The sequence below is a fragment of the Actinokineospora sp. PR83 genome, assembly GCF_021056305.1.
Classification (GTDB): Bacteria; Actinomycetota; Actinomycetes; order Mycobacteriales; family Pseudonocardiaceae; genus Actinokineospora; species Actinokineospora spheciospongiae.
Genome location: NZ_JAJCXD010000078.1, coordinates 1 through 16238 on the forward strand (window position 1 = coordinate 1; position 16238 = coordinate 16238).

Sequence of the window (16238 nt, forward strand, 5' to 3'; positions counted from 1 at the left end):
TGAGTGGTTAAGGCCCCCAGCTAGACCACTGGGTTGATAGGCCAGAGATGGAAGCCCGGTAACGGGTGGAGTTGACTGGTACTAATAGGCCGAGGGCTTGTTACAAAAATGCTACGCATCCACTGTGCGGTGTCTGAGACACCAACCACCCCCACACCACCGGCATCATGCCTGTGGAGTGGGGTGCGGGGTTGGATAGTTTCATAGTGTTACGGCGGTCATAGCGGCAGGGAAACGCCCGGTCCCATCCCGAACCCGGAAGCTAAGCCTGCCAGCGCCGATGGTACTGCACTCGTGAGGGTGTGGGAGAGTAGGACGCCGCCGGACTAAAATTACGCCCTGGGGCTTGAGAACAACCATTCTCAAGCCCCAGGGCTTTTTTTTTGCGTTCTCCGACCCGGTCGGAGAATCAGCGGACGTCGTGCGGGCGGAATTGGACGCTGATGCGCGGGCCCACCGGGCGGGCCGTCTTGGGGATGGCGTGCTCCCAGGTGCGCTGGCAGGAACCGCCCATCACCAGCAGGTCCCCGTGGCCGACGGGAAAGCGGAGGGTCTCGCCGCCATCCCGTGGGCGCAGCAGCAGCGGCCTGGGGGCGCCGACGGAGAGGATGGCGACGAACGTGTCGCTGTGCGCGCCCCGGCCGATGGTGTCGCCGTGCCACGCCACGCTGTCGCGACCATCCCGGTAGAAGCAGAGACCGGCAGTGGTGAAAGCCTCCCCGTAGTGATCGCTAAGGGCGGTCCGCGCTCGGGCCAGAACGGGGTGGGGGAGCGGCTTGTCAGCGTTGTAGAAGCTGAGCAGGCGGGGGACGGTGACCACCGCGTCGTACATCTGGCGGCGTTCGGCCACCCACGGGACCTCGGCCGCCAGGTGCTCGTACAGGGTGTCGGCGCCGCTGAGGTAGTCGGGCAGCAGGTCGACCCAGGCGCCGTGCGCCAGGTCCACGCGGCGGGCCCGGGTGAGGTCGCCCAGTTCCGGCTCGGCCGAGCTGTCCCACAGCGATCCCTGGATCCCCGACGACATGCCCGGCACCGTACACGAGACATCGAACACGTGTTCCGCACGGCGGATGTCACCGAATTTTGTGTTTGAATCCCAGGAACCGGTGGTACTCGCCGCTACCGCAATCGCTTACCCGGAGAAACCGAGGTCTCCCGTGGTCACCACAAGTGCGCCCCTCCCGCTGAACCCGACCAGCCCCAACCTGGCCGTCGAGCCCAGCCGCACCCCGACGCGCCGACCGCCGTTGCCCCGACCCGCGCCCGCGCGCCCGGGTCGGCGCCTGCGCGCGGCGATCGACACCGCCCTGTCCGGGCTGGGCACCGACAGCGCCGAGACCACCGCGCAGACGTTGGTGACCGGCCTGGCCTGGACCGCCGCGTGCGGCGAGACCTGCCAGGTCGCCCCCCAGGTCGCCGCCGTCCGCGCCGCGATCACCGCGCTGGCCGCCGGGGACGTCGACGCCGCCGGGGTGCTCCTCACCGAGGCCGCCCGCGTCCTGCACGACCTCCCGCCGCTGCCTGCGCCCCGCCACGCCGCCGCCGACGACCTGCGCTAGCCCTCCCGCGGTAAGTCCGACCCGGCCTGCCGCGGTCAGCGCGCGGCGTGCCTGCCCTGCTGCGCCGCCCTGGTCGCCAGCTCGAACTCGGCGCGGGGTTCGCGCAGCTCGCCGAGTGAGGCGACCTGCCGGGGGAACAGCGCCGCCAGCACCCAGTCCGCCGCGATCCGCGCCTTGCGGCCCGCGGTGGGCATGGTGGCGAGGTGGTAGAAGCGGTGCATGAGCCAGGCGGGCAGGCCGGTCAGCTTCACCCCGTAGACCTGCGCCACCCCGCGGTAGAGCCCCAGGCTGGCCACCGAGCCCGCGTTGCGGTGCCGGTACTCCCGCAGCGGCTGGTCGCGCAGGGCGGCGAGGACGTTGGCGCCCATCAGCTTCCCCTGCCGCACGGCGTGCTGGGCCGACGGCGGGCAGAACGCGCCCGGCTCCTTCGCCGCCAGGTCCGGGACCGCCGCGCTGTCGCCGCCCGCGAAGACCTCCGGGTGCCCGTGCACCCGCAGCGTGGCGTCGCAGCGGACCCGGCCCTTCTCGTCCAGCGGCAGGCCGCTGCCGCGCAGCAGCGGGTGCGGTGCCACGCCCGCGGTCCAGACGACGGTGTCGGCGTCGAACTCGGTGCCGTCGGAGAGCACCACGTGCCCGTCGACCACCGACTTGAGCTGGGTGCCGGTCCGGACCGCGATGTCGCGTTCGCGCAGCTTGGCGACGGTGTACTCGCCCAGGTCGGCGCTGACCTCGGGCATGATCCGGTCCATCGCCTCGACCAGGGTCCAGCTCAGGTCGGAGGGCTCGACGTTGTCGTGGAAGCGGGTGGCGTAGCGGGCGAGGTCCTGCAACTCCGCCATGGCCTCCACCCCGGCGTACCCGCCGCCGACGAAGACGTAGGACAGCAGGGCGCGCCTGCGGGCCGGGTCGGTGCAGTCGTTGGCGGCGTCCAGTGTGGACAGCACCTGGTTGCGCAGGCCGATGGCCTCGCCGAGGCTCTTGAAGCCGGTGGCGTGCTCGGCCAGGCCGGGGATCGGCAGCGTCTTGGAGATCGAGCCGGGGGCGAGCACCAGGTAGTCGTAGGGGACCTCCTCGGTGCTGCCGTCGGCCAGGTCCGCGGTGACGGTCTTGGCCAGCGGGTCGACGTCGGTGACCCGTCCGGCGACGACGTGGCAGCCGCGCAGCACCTCGCGCAGCGCCACCACCACGTGCCGGGGTTCGACGTTGCCCGCGGCCGCTTCCGGCAGGAACGGCTGGTAGGTCATGGCTGACTCGGGGTCGATGACCGTCACGGTCGCCTCGCCGGGTCCGAGTTCGCGTTGCAGGTGGCGGGCCGCGTACATGCCCACGTACCCGCCGCCGACCACAACCACGCGCATGGTGCTCCTCCAGGAGTCGGGTTCCCCGGGGCGGCTTCCCCGCACCGGGACGGGCAAACGTCACCTACTCGGGTGGACCCGCCCGCCAATACTCGGATTCCCGCCGACGAGGGGGCAGGCTCACGAAAAAGCCTAGGAGTGACCTATGACACGGCAGCTTGACAGGATTCCCTTCCCCGGTTCCCCGTCCCCGGGGCTCGACCTGCGGCTGGCGGTGGCCTCGGCGCTGACCGCCCTCACCCCGCCGGTCGCCGCCCCGACGCTGGTGGACGTGGCCGACGCGCTGCTCGGCGCGCTGGCGCGGACCGCGGCCACCGGCGACACCTGCCTCGTGCTGCCCGCCGCCGAGGCCGTCGCCGACGCCAGGGCGTTCCTGCGCGACGGCGACCCGCGGTCGGCGACCGCGGCCCTGGTGTGCGCCCGCGACCACCTGGACCGCAGGCTCTGAGGGGTGCACGGCGGTCACCGGGGTGGTGATCGGCAGGTGTGGGACGGCCCCGGTCCGGGTAATCCAAGTGGAGTGAGCACAACATCCCCGGACGAGGCCACCGTCGAGGCGGTCGGCAAGGTCACCGAGGCGCTGGAGACCGTCGAGCGCGCCCGCGGTCACCTGTACTCCTTCCACCAGTTGACCGGTTCGGCCGACCTGGCCCTGGGTGAGGCGGTGGACCTGCTGGAGAAGGCGGGGCACCGCGAGCAGGCCGAACGGCTGCGCCACGAGCTGGTCGGTCGCAACGTCCTCGAAGGACGGTGGACCTTCCAGGTGGTCGAGGAGTACGAGGACGTCTATTACGACGCCTTCCGCGCCCTCGAGCGCCAGGTCCGCGACGACCTCACCGGCGGTCGGCGCCACCTGGCGGAAGCGGCGATGAAGGAAGAGCGCCGCACGCACGGCGAAGCCCACCACGAAGCCACCCCGAACGACGCACAGGAGAGCTGATGCCCACCTACAAGAGGTCCGTCACCCTCAACGCCGGTTCCGACCGCGTGTTCAACTACCTGTCCGACGTGAAGAACCTGCCGGAGTACTTCGACCGCTTGGACTCGGCGAAGCCGGTGGGCGGGCAGAAGAACCCGGACGCGGTGCAGGTCAGCGCCGACCTCGACGGCAAGGAGGTCGAGGGCGAGGCGTGGTTCCGCGTGGACCGGACCAACAACAGCATCGAGTGGGGTTCGGAGGAGCACGGCGACTACCGCGGCAAGCTCCAGGTGACCCCGGACCAGAACCGGTCGATCGTCGACCTCGAACTGCACTCCCCGCACGGTGGTGACGAGGTGGTGAAGGGGCTCGACGCGACCCTGGAGCACGTGCGCGGGATCCTGGAGCCGTAAGGCGTTCCGCCCCCTGTACAGCGAAAACCGCTGCCGGTCGAGGACCGGCAGCGGTTTTCGGTATGGGGTGCTCAGCGGCGACGGCCGTTGCGCAGCTTGGCGACGGCTGCCTTGGCCCGCTGCTGGTTGCGCGGGTCCTGCGCCGCCTGCCTGGCCTTGTCCATCATCGCCCGCCCCTTGGGGCCGCTGAGGAATGCCTTGATGCGGTTCAACAGGCCTGCCATGCGAGTTCTCCTTCGTCTTCTCTTTCAGGAGAGGTACCCGGCTGTGCGCCCACCCAATCAGTACGGTGTGCTGGTGAACAACCTGCCTTCGACACGACGTGGCCCCGCCGCGCTCGGGGGCCCCGGAGTCCGGCGGGGGGTGTTGTGATGATCGTGTCCCGGCGTGTCCCTGGAACGTGACGGCCGCTCCCGTAACATCGCCGCACGACATACCCGGACGCAGTGCGTCGAACACCGTGGAGCAGGTGGAAATGGATGCAGTCCTGGCGACCCAGGACCTGGTTCGGGTGCTCCTGGTTGAGGACGACGCGGGTGACGCCCTCCTGGTCGAGGCCCTGCTGGAGGAAGCAGCCGCCCCGATCCGGTTGACCAGGGCGCACACCGTCAGCGAGGCGGTGGCGCTGCTCGACGGCCAGGACTGCGTGCTGCTGGACCTGGGCCTGCCCGACGCGAGCGGGTTGCAGGCGGTGCGCCAACTGGAGCAGGCCAACGGCGGTGAGGTGGCCGTGGTGGTCCTCACCGGGTTGGCCGACGAGCAGCAGGGCATCGCCGCGGTGGCCGCGGGCGCGCAGGACTACCTGGTCAAGGGGCAGGTCGACGGCGACCTGCTGACCAGGGTGATCCGCTACGCGGTGGAGCGGGTGCGCAGCGACGAGATCCAGCGGCAGTTGCACCAGGAACGGGTCTACGCCTCGGAGAAGGCCCGGCTCGAACGCGGGCTGCTGCCGTCGCCGGTGCTGTCCGACGACCGGTTGCAGGTGGTGCCGCAATACCGGCCGGGCAGGCAGCGGATGCAACTCGGCGGCGACTTCTACGACGTGGTGCAGGTCGAGGACGGCACCGTGCACGTGATGATCGGCGACGTCTGCGGCCACGGCCCGGACGAGGCCGCGCTCGGGGTGCACCTGCGGGTGGCCTGGCGCGCGCTGGTCATGGCCGACCGCCCGCTGGACGAGGTGCTGGCGACCATGCAGCGCATCCTGCTGCACGAGCGGCACCTCGACGGCCTGTTCGCCACCATGTGCGTGCTGTCCATCGCCGCCGACCGGCGCACCGCCGAGCTGCGGCTGGCCGGTCACCCGCCGCCGGTGCTGCTGACCCCGGACGGCCCCGGTCTGCTCTCGGCGCCGATCGGGGTGCCGCTGGGGGTGCGGGCCAAGGCGGCGTGGGCCTCGGCGACGGTGGAGCTGGGCGATCGGTGGTCGGTGGTGCTCTACACCGACGGGCTGATCGAGGGCCGGATGGGCGACACGTCCGAGCGGTTGGGCGTGGAGCGGCTGGCCGAGCTGGTCGGTGAGCTGTCCAGCGCGGGCCCCGGGTGGCGGGCCACGCTGCTGGAGGACCTGATCCAGCGCGCCAGGGTGCTCAACCAGGGCGACCTGGTCGACGACGTGGCCGCGCTCCTGATCAGCCGGGTCGACCAGGACCCCACGCCCGACCATGGGGGCTGAGCGGGCGTCGCGGTGGTCGCTGCGCCGGTGGGCCGGGGTGGCGGTGCTGGTGCTGGTGGTGGTGTTCGCCGGTGGGTTCACCGCCGGGGCGCGGGCGATCGCCGACCTCGACCGCGCCAGGGAGGACCTGACCGACCGGGTCGACCCCGCGGTGCGGGAGGCGCTGCGGCTCGACACCGCCCTGGTCGACCAGGAGAGCGGTGTGCGCGGCTACGCCCTGACCGCCCGCCCCGATTCCCTGGAGCCGTTCACCTCGGGGGTCGGTCGGGCCGAGGCGGCGGTGTCGGCGCTGCACGGGCTCGTCGCCGGGTTGCCCGAGGCGCGGGCCGCGCTGGACCGGGTGGTCGCCGAGGCGGGCCGGTGGCGGGCGGTCCACGCCGACCCGGTGGTGGCGCGGCTGGGGTCGGGCGGGTCCGTCGACGCCGCCGCGGTGGCCGGGGGCAAGGCCGCGTTCGACCGGGTGCGGGCCGCCGTGGACGGGTTGCAGCGGACGCTGGGCGCCGCCAGGGAGGCGGCGCGGGCGGCGCTGTCGGACGCGTCGTCGTCGCTGGTCGCCGTGTGCGTGCTGGTCGCGGTCGTGCTGCTGGCGGCGTTCGCGGCGGTCACCGCGGGGGTGCGGGTGGTGGTGGCCGGTCCGGTCGCCAGGCTGGCGGCCGACGTGCGGCGGGTGGTCGCCGCCGACGACTTCGCCCGGCCGCTGCCAGTGGGCGGTCCGCGCGAGGTCGCCGGGTTGTCCGGCGACGTGGACTCCATGCGGCGGCGGATCCTCGCCGAGGTCGCGGCGCAGCGGGCCGTCAACACCGAACTGGACCTGCGCACCGAGGAGCTCAAGCGGTCGAACTCCGAGCTGGAGCAGTTCGCCTACGTCGCCTCGCACGACCTGCAGGAGCCGCTGCGCAAGGTCGCCGGTTTCTGCCAACTCCTCGAACGCCGGTACCGGGGCCAGTTCGACGAGCGGGCCGACCAGTACCTCGGGTTCGCCGCGGACGGCGCCCGGCGGATGCAGGGGCAGGTCAACGACCTGCTGGCGTTCAGCCGCGTGGGGCAGCAGGGCCGCGAGCCCGCGCCGGTGGACCTGGGGGCGGTGGCCGCGCTGGCCGTCGCCGACCTGGGTCCGGCGATCGAGGAGTCGGGCGCGGTAGTCGAGGTCGGGCCGCTGCCCACCGTGCTGGGGGAGGGGCCGCTGCTGACCGGGGTGTTCCGCAACCTCATCGGCAACGCGATCAAGTTCCGCGGCGAGGACCCGCCGCACGTGCGGGTGCAGGCCCGGGACGCGGGCGAGGAGTACCTGTTCACGGTGACCGACAACGGCATCGGCATCCGGCCGGAGTTCGCCGAGCGGGTGTTCGTCATCTTCCAGCGCCTGCACACCAAGGACGCCTACCCCGGCACCGGCATCGGCCTGGCCATGTGCCGCAAGATCGTCGAGCACCACGGCGGCCGCATCGGGGTGGAGCAGGTCGACCGCGGCACCCGACTGCGCTTCACCCTGCCCAAGCCGGACCCGGCTAGGCTGGCGGCCGCACACCACACGGGGGACGCCCCCGGGAAAGCCGAGAACCCGTGACCGAGCCCAGCGCCATGAAGATCATCGACGTCCTGCTCGTCGAGGACGACGACGGCGACGTGCTGATGACCCGTGAGGCCTTCGAGCACTACAAGATCCGCAACCAGTTGCACGTGGTGCGCGACGGCGAGCAGGCCGTGCAGTTCCTGCGCAGGGAGGGCCAGTACGAGGGTGCCCCGCGCCCGGACCTGATCCTGCTCGACCTCAACCTGCCCCGGTTCGACGGCCGCCAGGTCCTCGCCGAGATCAAGGCCGACGCCGCGCTGCGCCTCATCCCGGTGGTCGTGCTGACCACGTCCGAGGCCGAAGAGGACATACTGCGCAGCTACGAGCTGCACGCGAACGCCTACGTGACCAAGCCGGTGGACTTCGACCGCTTCATCGAGGTCATCCGCAAGATCGATGAGTTCTTCGTGACCGTGGTCAAGCTGCCCCGCTAGGCGGGCGGTTTGATCCGGTCGCCGGGGTTGCGCCTGGTGCGGCGGGCGAAGCGGCGGACGGTGGGGGCGGGCGGCACGGCGTCCAGCCCGCTGCCCCTCGGCCGCCGCAGCCGCCGCGACCGGGGGACCTGCGGGTCGGTGGTGCCGGTGAGCTTCATCCGCACCGAGGTGACCAGGCAGGCCAGGGCCACCGCGGCGAGCAGCGCACCGACCACGGTCCAGAAGGTGGTGTCGGAGCGCAAGCCCACGGTCAGAGCACCGGCGGCACCCGCCGCCGAGAGCACACCCTCGACCACGTAACCCCGCATCGCCGAACCGCCTCCCCATCACCCCGCGGCTGTGCTGCGGGTGCGGGGGTGGGATACCCACTCCACCGCTTCTCACGCCACCCGGGCAGGCGACGGCGGATCACCCTCCTCTGCGGTCCTCTACCGGGTCACCACGGTGAGGGTGCGTAGTCCTTGAGGAAGCAGCCGAAGACGTCCTCGCCGAGTTCGCCGCGGACGATCGGGTCGTACACCCTGGCGGCGCCGTCGACGAGGTCCAGCGGGGCGTGGAAGCCCTCGTCGGCGAGGCGCATCTTCGTCGGGTGCGGGCGTTCGTCGGTGATCCAGCCGGTGTCGACCGCGGTCATCAGGATGCCGTCGGAGGTCAGCATCTCCTGGGCGCTGGTGCGGGTCAGCATGTTCAGCGCCGCCTTGGCCATGTTGGTGTGCGGGTGGCCGGGTCCCTTGTAGGCGCGGGAGAACTGGCCCTCCATCGCGGACACGTTCACCACGTACTTGCGCCGCGCCGCCGCCGCGGCCATCGACGGGCGCAGCCTGCTGATGAGGATGAACGGCGCTGTCTGGTTGCAGAGCTGCACCTCCAGCAGCTCCATCGCGTCGACCTCGTGCACCCGCTGGGTCCAGCTGTTGACCGCGTGCAGGTCCGGCACCAGCCCGCCCGCGTCGATCGCGGTGTTCGCCGCGATCCGGTCGGGGGTGGCGGACCCGGCGGTCAGCGCCAGCGCGGTGACGGTGTGCGCGTCCATCGCGCGCCAGTCGGTGGAGCCGACCGCCCCGGCCAGCGCCGCCGGGTGCGCGTCGGAGGTGCGCCCCATGCTGATCACCTCCGGCCGCGGGCCGTCCGGCGGCGGCGCGGACTCCGCCTCGGCCAGCAGCGCGTAGGAACCGGGGGAGCGGCGCACGGTCTGCGCGGCGTTGTTGATCAGGACGTCCAGCGGTCCCGCCGCGGCCACCGCGTCGGCCAGGTCGACCACCTGGGCCGGGTCGCGCAGGTCGACCCCGACGATCCGCAACCGGTGCAGCCAGTCCCCTGCGTCGGGCATCGCGGCGAAGCGGCGCACGGCGTCGTTGGGGAAGCGGGTGGTGATGGTGGTGTGCGCGCCGTCGCGCAGCAGCCGCAGCGCGATGTACATGCCGATCTTCGCCCGGCCACCGGTCAGCAGCGCCCGCCTGCCGGTGAGGTCGGTGCGGGCGTCGCGGCGCGAGCGGTTCAGCTCGGCGCACTCCGGGCAGAGCTGGTGGTAGAACGCGTCGACCTCGTGGTAGCGGCGCTTGCAGGTGTAGCAGGAGCGGGCGCGCAGCAGCGTCCCGGCGGTGGCCCCCGGGGTGTTCGACACCAGCGGGATGCCCTGGGTCTCGTCGTCGATGCGCTGCGGCGACCCGGTGGCGGTCGCCTCGGTGATCCGCCGGTCGTTCTCGGTCACCGCCGCCCGCCGCGCCGACTTGCGCCGCTGCTTCACCGACTTGAACACCCCGGCGGTCGCCCGCCGGATCGCCACCGCGTCCGGGTGCTCGGTGGGCAGTTCGTTCACCTCGGCCAGCACGGCCAGGCAGGCCGCCAACCGCTCCGGGTCGATGCCGGGGTGGTCCTGCTCCGGTTGAACGTCCCCTGCCACCGTGTCGGCCACCGTTTCGGCTGTCATGTCCCCACTCCGTGCTCGCGCGTGCGGCCTACCACTCTAGAAGGCCCGTTCGGGTGACCCGGATCGCACCGGTCGGTGAACCCCCGGGCGGCACAATGGGCCGGGTCCATCGCAACGGAGCTGGGAGTGCGTCGTGGGTGTGGGTCTGGAGCGCGTCGGGTCGGTCGCCGTGGTCACGGTGGCCTCGCCACCGCTGAACCTCTACACCGCCGACCTCCAAGAGGAGTTCGCCGCCGTCCTCACCCGCGTCGAGGCCGACCAGCCCCGCGCGGTGCTCTTCCGCGCCGAGGGCAAGCTCGTCAGCGGCGGTGTGGACGTGTCCCTGTTCGACGCCCAGGCCACCCGCGAGGACGCGCAGCGGCTGTTCGACACCATGCTCGACCTGCCCGAGCGGATCGCCGCCCTGCCCTGCCCCACCGTCTTCGCCGCCCACGCCCTCTGCCTCACCTGGGCGTTCGAGATCGCGGTCGCCTGCGACGTCCTGCTGGCCGCCGAGAGGGCCTCGTTCGGCCTGGTGGAGAACGTCATCGGCCTCACCCCCACCATGGGCGGCACCCAGCGCCTCGCCGCCAGGGCGGGCGTGGGCCGCGCCAAGGAGTTCGTCATGACCGGCGACCGCTACCCGGCGGCGGTGCTGGAGCGCTGGAACGTGGTCAACCGGGTCCTCCCCGACGCCGGTTTCGCCGAGGCGGCCCTCGCCTACACCGACCGCCTCGCCCAGGGCCCGACCAAGGCGCACGCGGCCACCAAGGAAATCCTGCGCCACTTCGAGGCGGGCGGGGTCCCCGAGGCGAACGAGCACGTCACCGCCATCGCCGCCACCCTCTTCGACACCGAGGACCTGCGCGGCGCCGTCCGCTCCTTCCTCACCGAAGGCCCGGGCAAAGCCACCTTCCACGGCCGCTGACCCCGGTCCTGGAGAACACCCGGTCCGCAGAACAGCACAGGGCCGGGTGGGCGCCCGGCGCAGCGCGCCACGGCGACCTCCCGGCCCGGTGATGAGCGCAACGACCTGCCGCGGCTTCGACGGTTGGTTGGGCCGCCGCCGCCCGGAAGGCCGCGGCCTCAGCTGTCCTGCAGGTCCGACAGCGCGGCCTTGACCTTGGCCAGCTCCGCCTCCAGCTCCTCCATCCGAGCCCGGTGCTGCTCGCGCGCGGCGTCCAGCACGGTCTCGATGGCCTTGGAGATGTCCTCGTGCAGTTCGGCGGCGGCGCGCGACACCGCGGCGGCGGCCACGCTGACGCCCTGCATCATCCGCTTGCCGCCCTGGGTCAGCTCGGCCTGCCACTCGCCCTCGGCGGTGCCGGTGACGGTGAGGGTCAGCTCGACGGTGCGGGTCTTCTTGGCGGTGCTCGCGGCGCGGGCCACCTTCGGCTTCCTCGCCGGGGCGGGCTTGTCGGCGGGCTTGTCCTGCGCCGCGTCCTCGGCCCGGTCGTCGGACTGGTCCTCGGGCTCGGCCGCGGGGGCCTGCGGGGTGGCGGGCACGACCGCGGCGGCGGTCGCCGGGGTGGTGGCCGCGGTGCTGGTCGCGGGGGTGGTGGCCGGGGCGGGCTCGGCTGGTGTGGTCACGGTCTCGACACCGGTCTCGGTGGACACGATCGACTCCCTCTCAGGGCACGTGGTGAACGCGCATTAGAACACTAGTTCGGCTGGAGCGGATCACCGGGGCGGCCAGGGCGTGTCGGCGCGGGCGCTGCTCAGCTCGCGGTCAGGACCGCTTTCGCCGTTCGCCGACCGGAGACCAGCGCGCCCTGGATCGACGGCGTGTCCCGGTGGTCGCCGCACACGTACAGCCGGTCGCCGACGGACACCGGTTGCCGCAGCGGGCTCCCGGACACCGGCAGCGCCTCGGGGATCCGGTAAGACCGTACCGGCCGCCACGCGGAGGTGTCGCGGTGGTAGAGCCGGGCCAGGTGCGCCCGCACCGCCTCCTCGCCGGGGTCCTCGTCGCCGACGGACGTGGACGACACCAGCACCCGGCCCGGGGCGTAGTCCGGGTTGGCGTTGGTGAGCACGACGCTGTTGGTCAGCGGGCCGCGCCCGGCGGCCTCCAGCACCAGCGCCGCCTCGGCGACCGGTGCCACGTCGGCCAGGTGGTAGTGGGTGACGCAGCCGCGCGTGCGGACCTCGGGCAGCCGGTCGGGGAGCAGCCGGTGCGCGGTGGGGCCGCCGGTGGCGACCACGACGTGCTTGGCGGTGACCGTGCCGAAGTCGCCGGTGACCCGGCCGGGCACCACCTCGGTGATCGGGAAGCTGTACTTGACCGCGCCCGCGGGCAGCCGCGCGGCGAGCTGGTCGGGGATGGCCCGCATCCCCGCCGCGGGCACCCCGATGGTGCCGCGGGCGAAGCTGCGCAGCACGAACTCGGCGAACCGGGTCGGCACGGTCAGCTCCGGGTCGAGGAACACCCCGGCCAGGAACGGCCGCAGGAACCGCTCCAGCACCGGGCCGGTGATGCCGTACTCGGCCAGCCGCTGCCGGAACGGCCGGTCGTCGCGTCCGCGCAGGGTGGCCGAGGGGGCGGCGGCCACCGCGGCGGCGTAGGCGCCCAGCAGCGCCTTGCGCGGCAGCGAGCCGATCGGGGCGCGCAGCGTGGCGGCCAGCCGGGCGGGTTCGCGCCGCGGGTCGGCCACCAGGTGCAGCCCGTCGTCGTCGCTGACCAGGGCGCCTGGCAGGAACGGCCGCAGCCCCAGGGCCTCGACGTCGAGCAGGTCCCGGGCGGCCGGGTAGGCGGCGTTGAACACCTGGAACCCGCGGTCGAGCAGCACCCCGTCCACCGAGTCGGTGCGCACCCGCCCGCCCGGGGCCTCACCCGCCTCCAGCACGACCACCTCGCGCCCGGCCCTGGTGAGCGTCACCGCCGCCGCCAGCCCGGCCAGCCCCGCCCCGACGACCACCGTCTCCACCTCGCTGCTCACGCCGCCAACGGTAGGAGCCCCGGTCTCACCGCGCCGGACGGCAGTGCGGGAACGACGCCGGATCGGTACCCGCCAGCACCTCGCGCGCCCGCGCCCGGCCCAGGTTCCACCCGGTCACCGTCTCGGCCGGGCCGTAGGAGGCCGACAGCGCCTCCCGGTGCTCATTGAGCACGCAGGCCCGCTCGTACTCGGGCAGCCCGGCCAGCGCGGGCACAGCATCGGGGGAGAGCCTGCTCAGGTAGGCCAGGTCGACGCTGCCGGTCTCGGCGTAGCGGGCCACGTTGCGCTCGGCGACGAACCGCTCCGGGTCGAGCAGGCCGACGCCGAACACCGTCAGCAGCGCCGAAACCAACACCGCGCCCGGCAGCCAGCCCGCCCGCAGCCGTGTTCCCGCCACCAGCACCAGCAGGCACACCAGCCCCAGCCACAGCTCCACCACCTCGACCTGCAACCGCAGCACGGTGAAGCCGTAGGTCTGCTGGTAGGTCCACATCCGCACCAGTGCGGAGGCGACGATCACCAGGGTCAGCACCACCAACCCGCCGAGCAGTGCGCGCAGCCACCCGCGCTCGGCGGCGGTCTCGCGCGGCGCCACCCGGGCGGCGACCCCGACCACGGCCAGGGTCAGCACGGTCACGACCAGCAGTTGCCAGAAGCCGCTCCTGGCGTATTCGGCGTAGGTCAGGCCGGTGGTGCGCAGCACGTGCTCGCCGCCGCCGAAGAGCACCCGTAGCTGCACCGCGACGAACCCGGTGAACAGCAGCACCAGCACCCCCACCGGCCCAGCCCACTCCACCACCGCGGCCCGCCGCCCGGCCGGACCCGGGGTGGGCTCGGGCAGTCCGGCGGGGAAGTCGAGCAGGTAGCAGCCGCCCAGCACGACCAGGCCCAGCACCGCGAACACCCACGCCCACCGCACCCCGGCGGCCAGGTCAAGCTGCGGGATGAGCGCCTCGAACAGGTCGGCGAACGCGGCGTCGGCGCTGGCCAGCAGCGACCCGAACACCACCAGCACCAGCAGGGCCAGCGCCACCGTGCGCAGCACCCGCACCCGGGAACCGCCGCGGCGCAGGCGGCGCAGCCCGGCCCCCGCCCAGGGCAGGGCCCGCACCGCGCCCGCCCACAGCACGACCACGCCGAACACCAGCTCGCGCACGGTCCGCCCACCGGTCACCGACAGCGCCACGGCCACGCAGGCGCCGAGCACGCACAGCGCGGTCAGCCAGTGCGCGGCCCGCAGGGTCGGCACGGTCATCAGCGCCGCACCCAGCAGCAGCCACCGCCAGTCGGCCCGGACCCGCCCGCCCGCGATGAGGAGGGCCGTGGCCACCCCCAGAGCGGCCACGGTCCACCCCACCCCGGGCCGGTCCAGCGGCAGCACCGACGCCCCGACGGCGGCGACCGCCGCCACCAGGAACAGGACGGTCCTCGACGCGGCGGGCGAGCGCTGGACCCAGTGCTTGGCCGCCCACGACTCCGGCGGCGGCCACGGCCGCGTGAGCACCGGCTGCGCGGTCGGCGGCTGCGTCGGCGGGGCCCCCGCGGCCGTCGCAGCGGGTGGAGCAGTGGGGGACGGGTCGGTGGGCGTCGGTCCGGACATGCGGGGACTCCAGGGTGTGTTCAGGGGTCGGTCACGGCACCCGTGGGCGCGGCCCGGGGTGTGCTGTCGTGATCAGGAGGTGGTGCGCGGCGTCGGGGCGGGTGCCGCTCAGGCGGGCAGGGTGACCCGGATGCGGCAGCCGCGGTCGCCGTCGACCACGGCGATGCTGCCGCCGTGCAGCTCCACCACCCAGCGGGCGATGGCCAGGCCGAGGCCGGTGCCGCCGCCGGTGGCGCGCTCACCCCGGCTGAACCGGCGGAACACCAGGTCCCGCTCGGCCTCGGCGATGCCCGGCCCGTCGTCGGCGACCTCCAGCAGCAGCCCGGCGGGACCGGCCGAGGCCAGCACCCGCACCTCGCCGTCGGCCGGGCCGTGCCGCACCGCGTTGTCGAGCAGGTTCACCAGCACCTGGTGCAGGCGCTCGCGGTCGGCGCGCACGGTCGCGGCGGTGGGGGAGACCGAGGTGCGGAACACCACCGCCCGCCCGGTGGCCGCCGCGTTGACCTCCGCCTCGGCGACGACCTCGGCCAGCAGCGGCGCCACCTCGACCTCCTCGCGGTCGAGGGCGTGCACACCCGCGTCGATGCGGGACAGGTCCAGCAGCTCGGTCACCAGCCTGCCCAACCGCTCGGCCTGCGCCAGCGCGGTGCGCATGGTGGCCGGGTCGGGCTCGCTGACCCCGTCGACGACGTTCTCCAGCACCGCGCGCAGCGCCGCGATCGGGGTGCGCAGCTCGTGGGAGACGTTGGCGATCAGCTCGCGGCGGCTGCGGTCGGCCTCGGCCAGGTCGGTGCTCATCTGGTTGAACGCCCGGCCCAGCTCGCCCACCTCGTCGCGGGCGGTCACCCGGACCCGGCGCGAGTAGTCCCCGCGGGCCATCGCCCGCGCCGCCGCGGTCATCTCCCGCAGCGGCCTGGTCATGCCGTGGGCCAGGATCTGCGAGGTGATCACCGCGCCGAGGATCGCGGTGATCGAGGTGGTCGGCGGCAGCCAGCCGATGTTCCACCAGAACCAGGCGAACGCGGCGCAGCCCGAGGCCACCAGCAGGATGCCGATCTTGAGCTTGATCGAGCGCACCGGGTCCAGCGGGCGCGGCAGCCAGTCGGCCAGGGTGTTCAGGGCGGTCACGCGGGCACCTCGCTCGTCGGGATCTCCAGCGCGTAGCCCACGCCGTGGACCGTGCGGATCAGGTCGGCGCCCAGCTTGCGGCGCAGCGCCTTGACGTGGCTGTCGACCGTGCGGGTGCCCGCCGCCTCGCCCCAGCCCCAGATCTCGGCCAGCAGCCGCTCCCTGGGCTGCACCGCGCGCGGCCGGGCCGCCAGGTAGGCCAGCAGCTCGAACTCGATCGGGGTCAGGTGCGCCTCCACACCGCCGCGGCGCACCCGCCGCTGCGCCGAGTCCACCTCCAGGTCGCCCACCACCAGCACCGGGTCGGCCGGGGCGGCGGCGCGCTCCACCCGGCGCAGCAGGGCGTGCACCCTGGCGGTCAGCTCGCGCGGGGAGAACGGCTTGGTCATGTAGTCGTCGGCGCCCACGCCCAGGCCCACCAGCAGGTCGGTCTCGTCGTCGCGGGCGGTGAGCATCAGCACCGGCACCGGCCGCGCCGCCTGCACCCGGCGGCACACCTCCAGCCCGTCGAACCCGGGCAGCATCACGTCCAGGACCAGCAGGTCCGGGCGGTGCGCGGCGGCGGAGGCGACCCCGGCCGGGCCGTCGTGGGCCAGCTCCACGTCGAACCCCTCGGCGCGCAGCCGGGCCGCGATGGACTCCGCGATCGTGGGGTCGTCCTCGACCACCAGCACTGTCCGCCGCGTTCCGGTGCCTGTCCCCATGTCACGGACTCTAAGGGGGGTCCGTGC

At 73.4% G+C, this 16238-nt stretch carries 18 protein-coding genes and 2 rRNA genes; 10 read left to right on the forward strand and 10 right to left on the reverse strand.

The annotated features are described in order from the left end of the window. Window positions 1–105, forward strand: a 23S ribosomal RNA gene (locus L6E12_RS25055); the annotation flags it as partial. A 105-nt stretch (window positions 106–210) separates the two neighbouring features. Beyond that, a 5S ribosomal RNA gene (gene rrf / locus L6E12_RS25060) occupies window positions 211–327 on the forward strand. Between the two features lie 82 nt (window positions 328–409). Here rrf and L6E12_RS25065 read toward each other — a convergent pair. Continuing rightward, on the reverse strand, window positions 410–1024 hold the full coding sequence (locus L6E12_RS25065) for an alpha-ketoglutarate-dependent dioxygenase AlkB (RefSeq protein ID WP_236230381.1): 615 nt from the start codon (window positions 1022–1024) through the stop codon (window positions 410–412). 133 nt (window positions 1025–1157) lie between these two features. Here L6E12_RS25065 and L6E12_RS25070 point away from each other — a divergent pair, with 133 nt between their 5' ends. Continuing rightward, window positions 1158–1559, forward strand: coding sequence for a hypothetical protein (locus L6E12_RS25070; RefSeq protein WP_236230382.1), 402 nt, complete (start codon window positions 1158–1160; stop codon window positions 1557–1559). 35 nt (window positions 1560–1594) lie between these two features. Here the strand turns inward: L6E12_RS25070 and L6E12_RS25075 are convergent, their stop codons facing one another. Then, window positions 1595–2917, reverse strand: coding sequence for an NAD(P)/FAD-dependent oxidoreductase (locus L6E12_RS25075; protein WP_236230383.1), 1323 nt, complete (start codon window positions 2915–2917; stop codon window positions 1595–1597). 145 nt (window positions 2918–3062) lie between these two features. Here L6E12_RS25075 and L6E12_RS25080 point away from each other — a divergent pair, with 145 nt between their 5' ends. The 3 genes from L6E12_RS25080 to L6E12_RS25090 all read left to right on the forward strand — a co-directional run bounded on the left by L6E12_RS25080 (window position 3063) and on the right by L6E12_RS25090 (window position 4249). Further along, window positions 3063–3365: a hypothetical protein gene (locus L6E12_RS25080; RefSeq protein ID WP_236230384.1), complete on the forward strand. Its 303-nt coding sequence runs from the start codon at window positions 3063–3065 to the stop codon at window positions 3363–3365. A gap of 72 nt (window positions 3366–3437) precedes the next feature. Continuing rightward, window positions 3438–3857, forward strand: coding sequence for a hypothetical protein (locus L6E12_RS25085; protein ID WP_236230385.1), 420 nt, complete (start codon window positions 3438–3440; stop codon window positions 3855–3857). Further along, entirely contained in the window at window positions 3857–4249 is a 393-nt protein-coding gene (locus L6E12_RS25090) for an SRPBCC family protein (protein ID WP_236230386.1), read from the forward strand. Before L6E12_RS25085 ends, L6E12_RS25090 begins: the two co-directional genes overlap by 1 nt. Window positions 4250–4320: 71 nt before the next feature. Here L6E12_RS25090 and L6E12_RS25095 read toward each other — a convergent pair whose 3' ends face one another. Beyond that, window positions 4321–4473, reverse strand: coding sequence for a hypothetical protein (locus L6E12_RS25095; protein ID WP_181399926.1), 153 nt, complete (start codon window positions 4471–4473; stop codon window positions 4321–4323). Between the two features lie 251 nt (window positions 4474–4724). Here L6E12_RS25095 and L6E12_RS25100 point away from each other — a divergent pair, with 251 nt between their 5' ends. Genes L6E12_RS25100 through L6E12_RS25110 form a run of 3 tightly spaced genes read left to right on the forward strand, consistent with a single transcriptional unit; the run spans window position 4725 to window position 7931 of the window. Continuing rightward, window positions 4725–5924, forward strand: a complete 1200-nt coding sequence (locus L6E12_RS25100; protein WP_236230387.1) for a PP2C family protein-serine/threonine phosphatase — start codon at window positions 4725–4727, stop codon at window positions 5922–5924. Next, window positions 5914–7491 carry an ATP-binding protein gene (locus L6E12_RS25105; RefSeq protein WP_236230388.1) on the forward strand — a complete coding sequence of 526 codons (1578 nt, stop codon included), beginning with the start codon at window positions 5914–5916 and terminating at the stop codon, window positions 7489–7491. Before L6E12_RS25100 ends, L6E12_RS25105 begins: the two co-directional genes overlap by 11 nt. Window positions 7492–7505: 14 nt before the next feature. After that, on the forward strand, window positions 7506–7931 hold the full coding sequence (locus L6E12_RS25110) for a response regulator (protein ID WP_236230494.1): 426 nt from the start codon (window positions 7506–7508) through the stop codon (window positions 7929–7931). On the opposite strand, the gene L6E12_RS25115 is transcribed toward L6E12_RS25110, so the two are convergent. Continuing rightward, window positions 7928–8239: a hypothetical protein gene (locus tag L6E12_RS25115; RefSeq protein WP_236230389.1), complete on the reverse strand. Its 312-nt coding sequence runs from the start codon at window positions 8237–8239 to the stop codon at window positions 7928–7930. The genes L6E12_RS25110 and L6E12_RS25115 overlap by 4 nt on opposite strands. Before the next feature lie 128 nt (window positions 8240–8367). Further along, complete coding sequence (locus L6E12_RS25120) at window positions 8368–9861, reverse strand: SDR family NAD(P)-dependent oxidoreductase (protein WP_236230390.1); 1494 nt, start codon at window positions 9859–9861, stop codon at window positions 8368–8370. 133 nt (window positions 9862–9994) lie between these two features. Between L6E12_RS25120 and L6E12_RS25125 the strand changes: the two genes are divergently transcribed. Continuing rightward, window positions 9995–10768: an enoyl-CoA hydratase/isomerase family protein gene (locus tag L6E12_RS25125; protein WP_236230391.1), complete on the forward strand. Its 774-nt coding sequence runs from the start codon at window positions 9995–9997 to the stop codon at window positions 10766–10768. Window positions 10769–10926: 158 nt separating this feature from the next. Here L6E12_RS25125 and L6E12_RS35525 read toward each other — a convergent pair whose 3' ends face one another. From L6E12_RS35525 to L6E12_RS25150, 5 genes are all read right to left on the reverse strand, one after another. Further along, window positions 10927–11460: a DUF6319 family protein gene (locus L6E12_RS35525; RefSeq protein WP_374201946.1), complete on the reverse strand. Its 534-nt coding sequence runs from the start codon at window positions 11458–11460 to the stop codon at window positions 10927–10929. Window positions 11461–11558: 98 nt separating this feature from the next. After that, window positions 11559–12779 carry an FAD-dependent oxidoreductase gene (locus tag L6E12_RS25135; protein ID WP_236230393.1) on the reverse strand — a complete coding sequence of 407 codons (1221 nt, stop codon included), beginning with the start codon at window positions 12777–12779 and terminating at the stop codon, window positions 11559–11561. A gap of 25 nt (window positions 12780–12804) precedes the next feature. Beyond that, window positions 12805–14379: a DUF4153 domain-containing protein gene (locus L6E12_RS25140; protein ID WP_236230394.1), complete on the reverse strand. Its 1575-nt coding sequence runs from the start codon at window positions 14377–14379 to the stop codon at window positions 12805–12807. Between the two features lie 108 nt (window positions 14380–14487). Further along, window positions 14488–15507 carry an ATP-binding protein gene (locus L6E12_RS25145; RefSeq protein WP_035281272.1) on the reverse strand — a complete coding sequence of 340 codons (1020 nt, stop codon included), beginning with the start codon at window positions 15505–15507 and terminating at the stop codon, window positions 14488–14490. Then, on the reverse strand, window positions 15504–16211 hold the full coding sequence (locus L6E12_RS25150) for a response regulator transcription factor (protein WP_236230395.1): 708 nt from the start codon (window positions 16209–16211) through the stop codon (window positions 15504–15506). Before L6E12_RS25150 ends, L6E12_RS25145 begins: the two co-directional genes overlap by 4 nt. Window positions 16212–16238 lie beyond the last annotated feature (27 nt).

What these genes read in the sequence shown, in the direction of transcription:
- L6E12_RS25095 (WP_181399926.1), bottom strand. Translation starts at nt 4,473, where the DNA reads ATGGCAGGCCTGTTGAACCGCATCAAGGCATTCCTCAGCGGCCCCAAG.
- L6E12_RS25100 (WP_236230387.1), top strand. Translation starts at nt 4,725, where the DNA reads ATGGATGCAGTCCTGGCGACCCAGGACCTGGTTCGGGTGCTCCTGGTT.
- L6E12_RS25115 (WP_236230389.1), bottom strand. Translation starts at nt 8,239, where the DNA reads ATGCGGGGTTACGTGGTCGAGGGTGTGCTCTCGGCGGCGGGTGCCGCC.
- L6E12_RS25090 (WP_236230386.1), top strand. Translation starts at nt 3,857, where the DNA reads ATGCCCACCTACAAGAGGTCCGTCACCCTCAACGCCGGTTCCGACCGC.
- L6E12_RS25075 (WP_236230383.1), bottom strand. Translation starts at nt 2,917, where the DNA reads ATGCGCGTGGTTGTGGTCGGCGGCGGGTACGTGGGCATGTACGCGGCC.
- L6E12_RS25110 (WP_236230494.1), top strand. Translation starts at nt 7,506, where the DNA reads ATGAAGATCATCGACGTCCTGCTCGTCGAGGACGACGACGGCGACGTG.
- L6E12_RS25065 (WP_236230381.1), bottom strand. Translation starts at nt 1,024, where the DNA reads ATGTCGTCGGGGATCCAGGGATCGCTGTGGGACAGCTCGGCCGAGCCG.
- L6E12_RS25150 (WP_236230395.1), bottom strand. Translation starts at nt 16,211, where the DNA reads ATGGGGACAGGCACCGGAACGCGGCGGACAGTGCTGGTGGTCGAGGAC.
- L6E12_RS25120 (WP_236230390.1), bottom strand. Translation starts at nt 9,861, where the DNA reads ATGACAGCCGAAACGGTGGCCGACACGGTGGCAGGGGACGTTCAACCG.
- L6E12_RS25140 (WP_236230394.1), bottom strand. Translation starts at nt 14,379, where the DNA reads ATGTCCGGACCGACGCCCACCGACCCGTCCCCCACTGCTCCACCCGCT.
- L6E12_RS25105 (WP_236230388.1), top strand. Translation starts at nt 5,914, where the DNA reads ATGGGGGCTGAGCGGGCGTCGCGGTGGTCGCTGCGCCGGTGGGCCGGG.
- L6E12_RS25080 (WP_236230384.1), top strand. Translation starts at nt 3,063, where the DNA reads ATGACACGGCAGCTTGACAGGATTCCCTTCCCCGGTTCCCCGTCCCCG.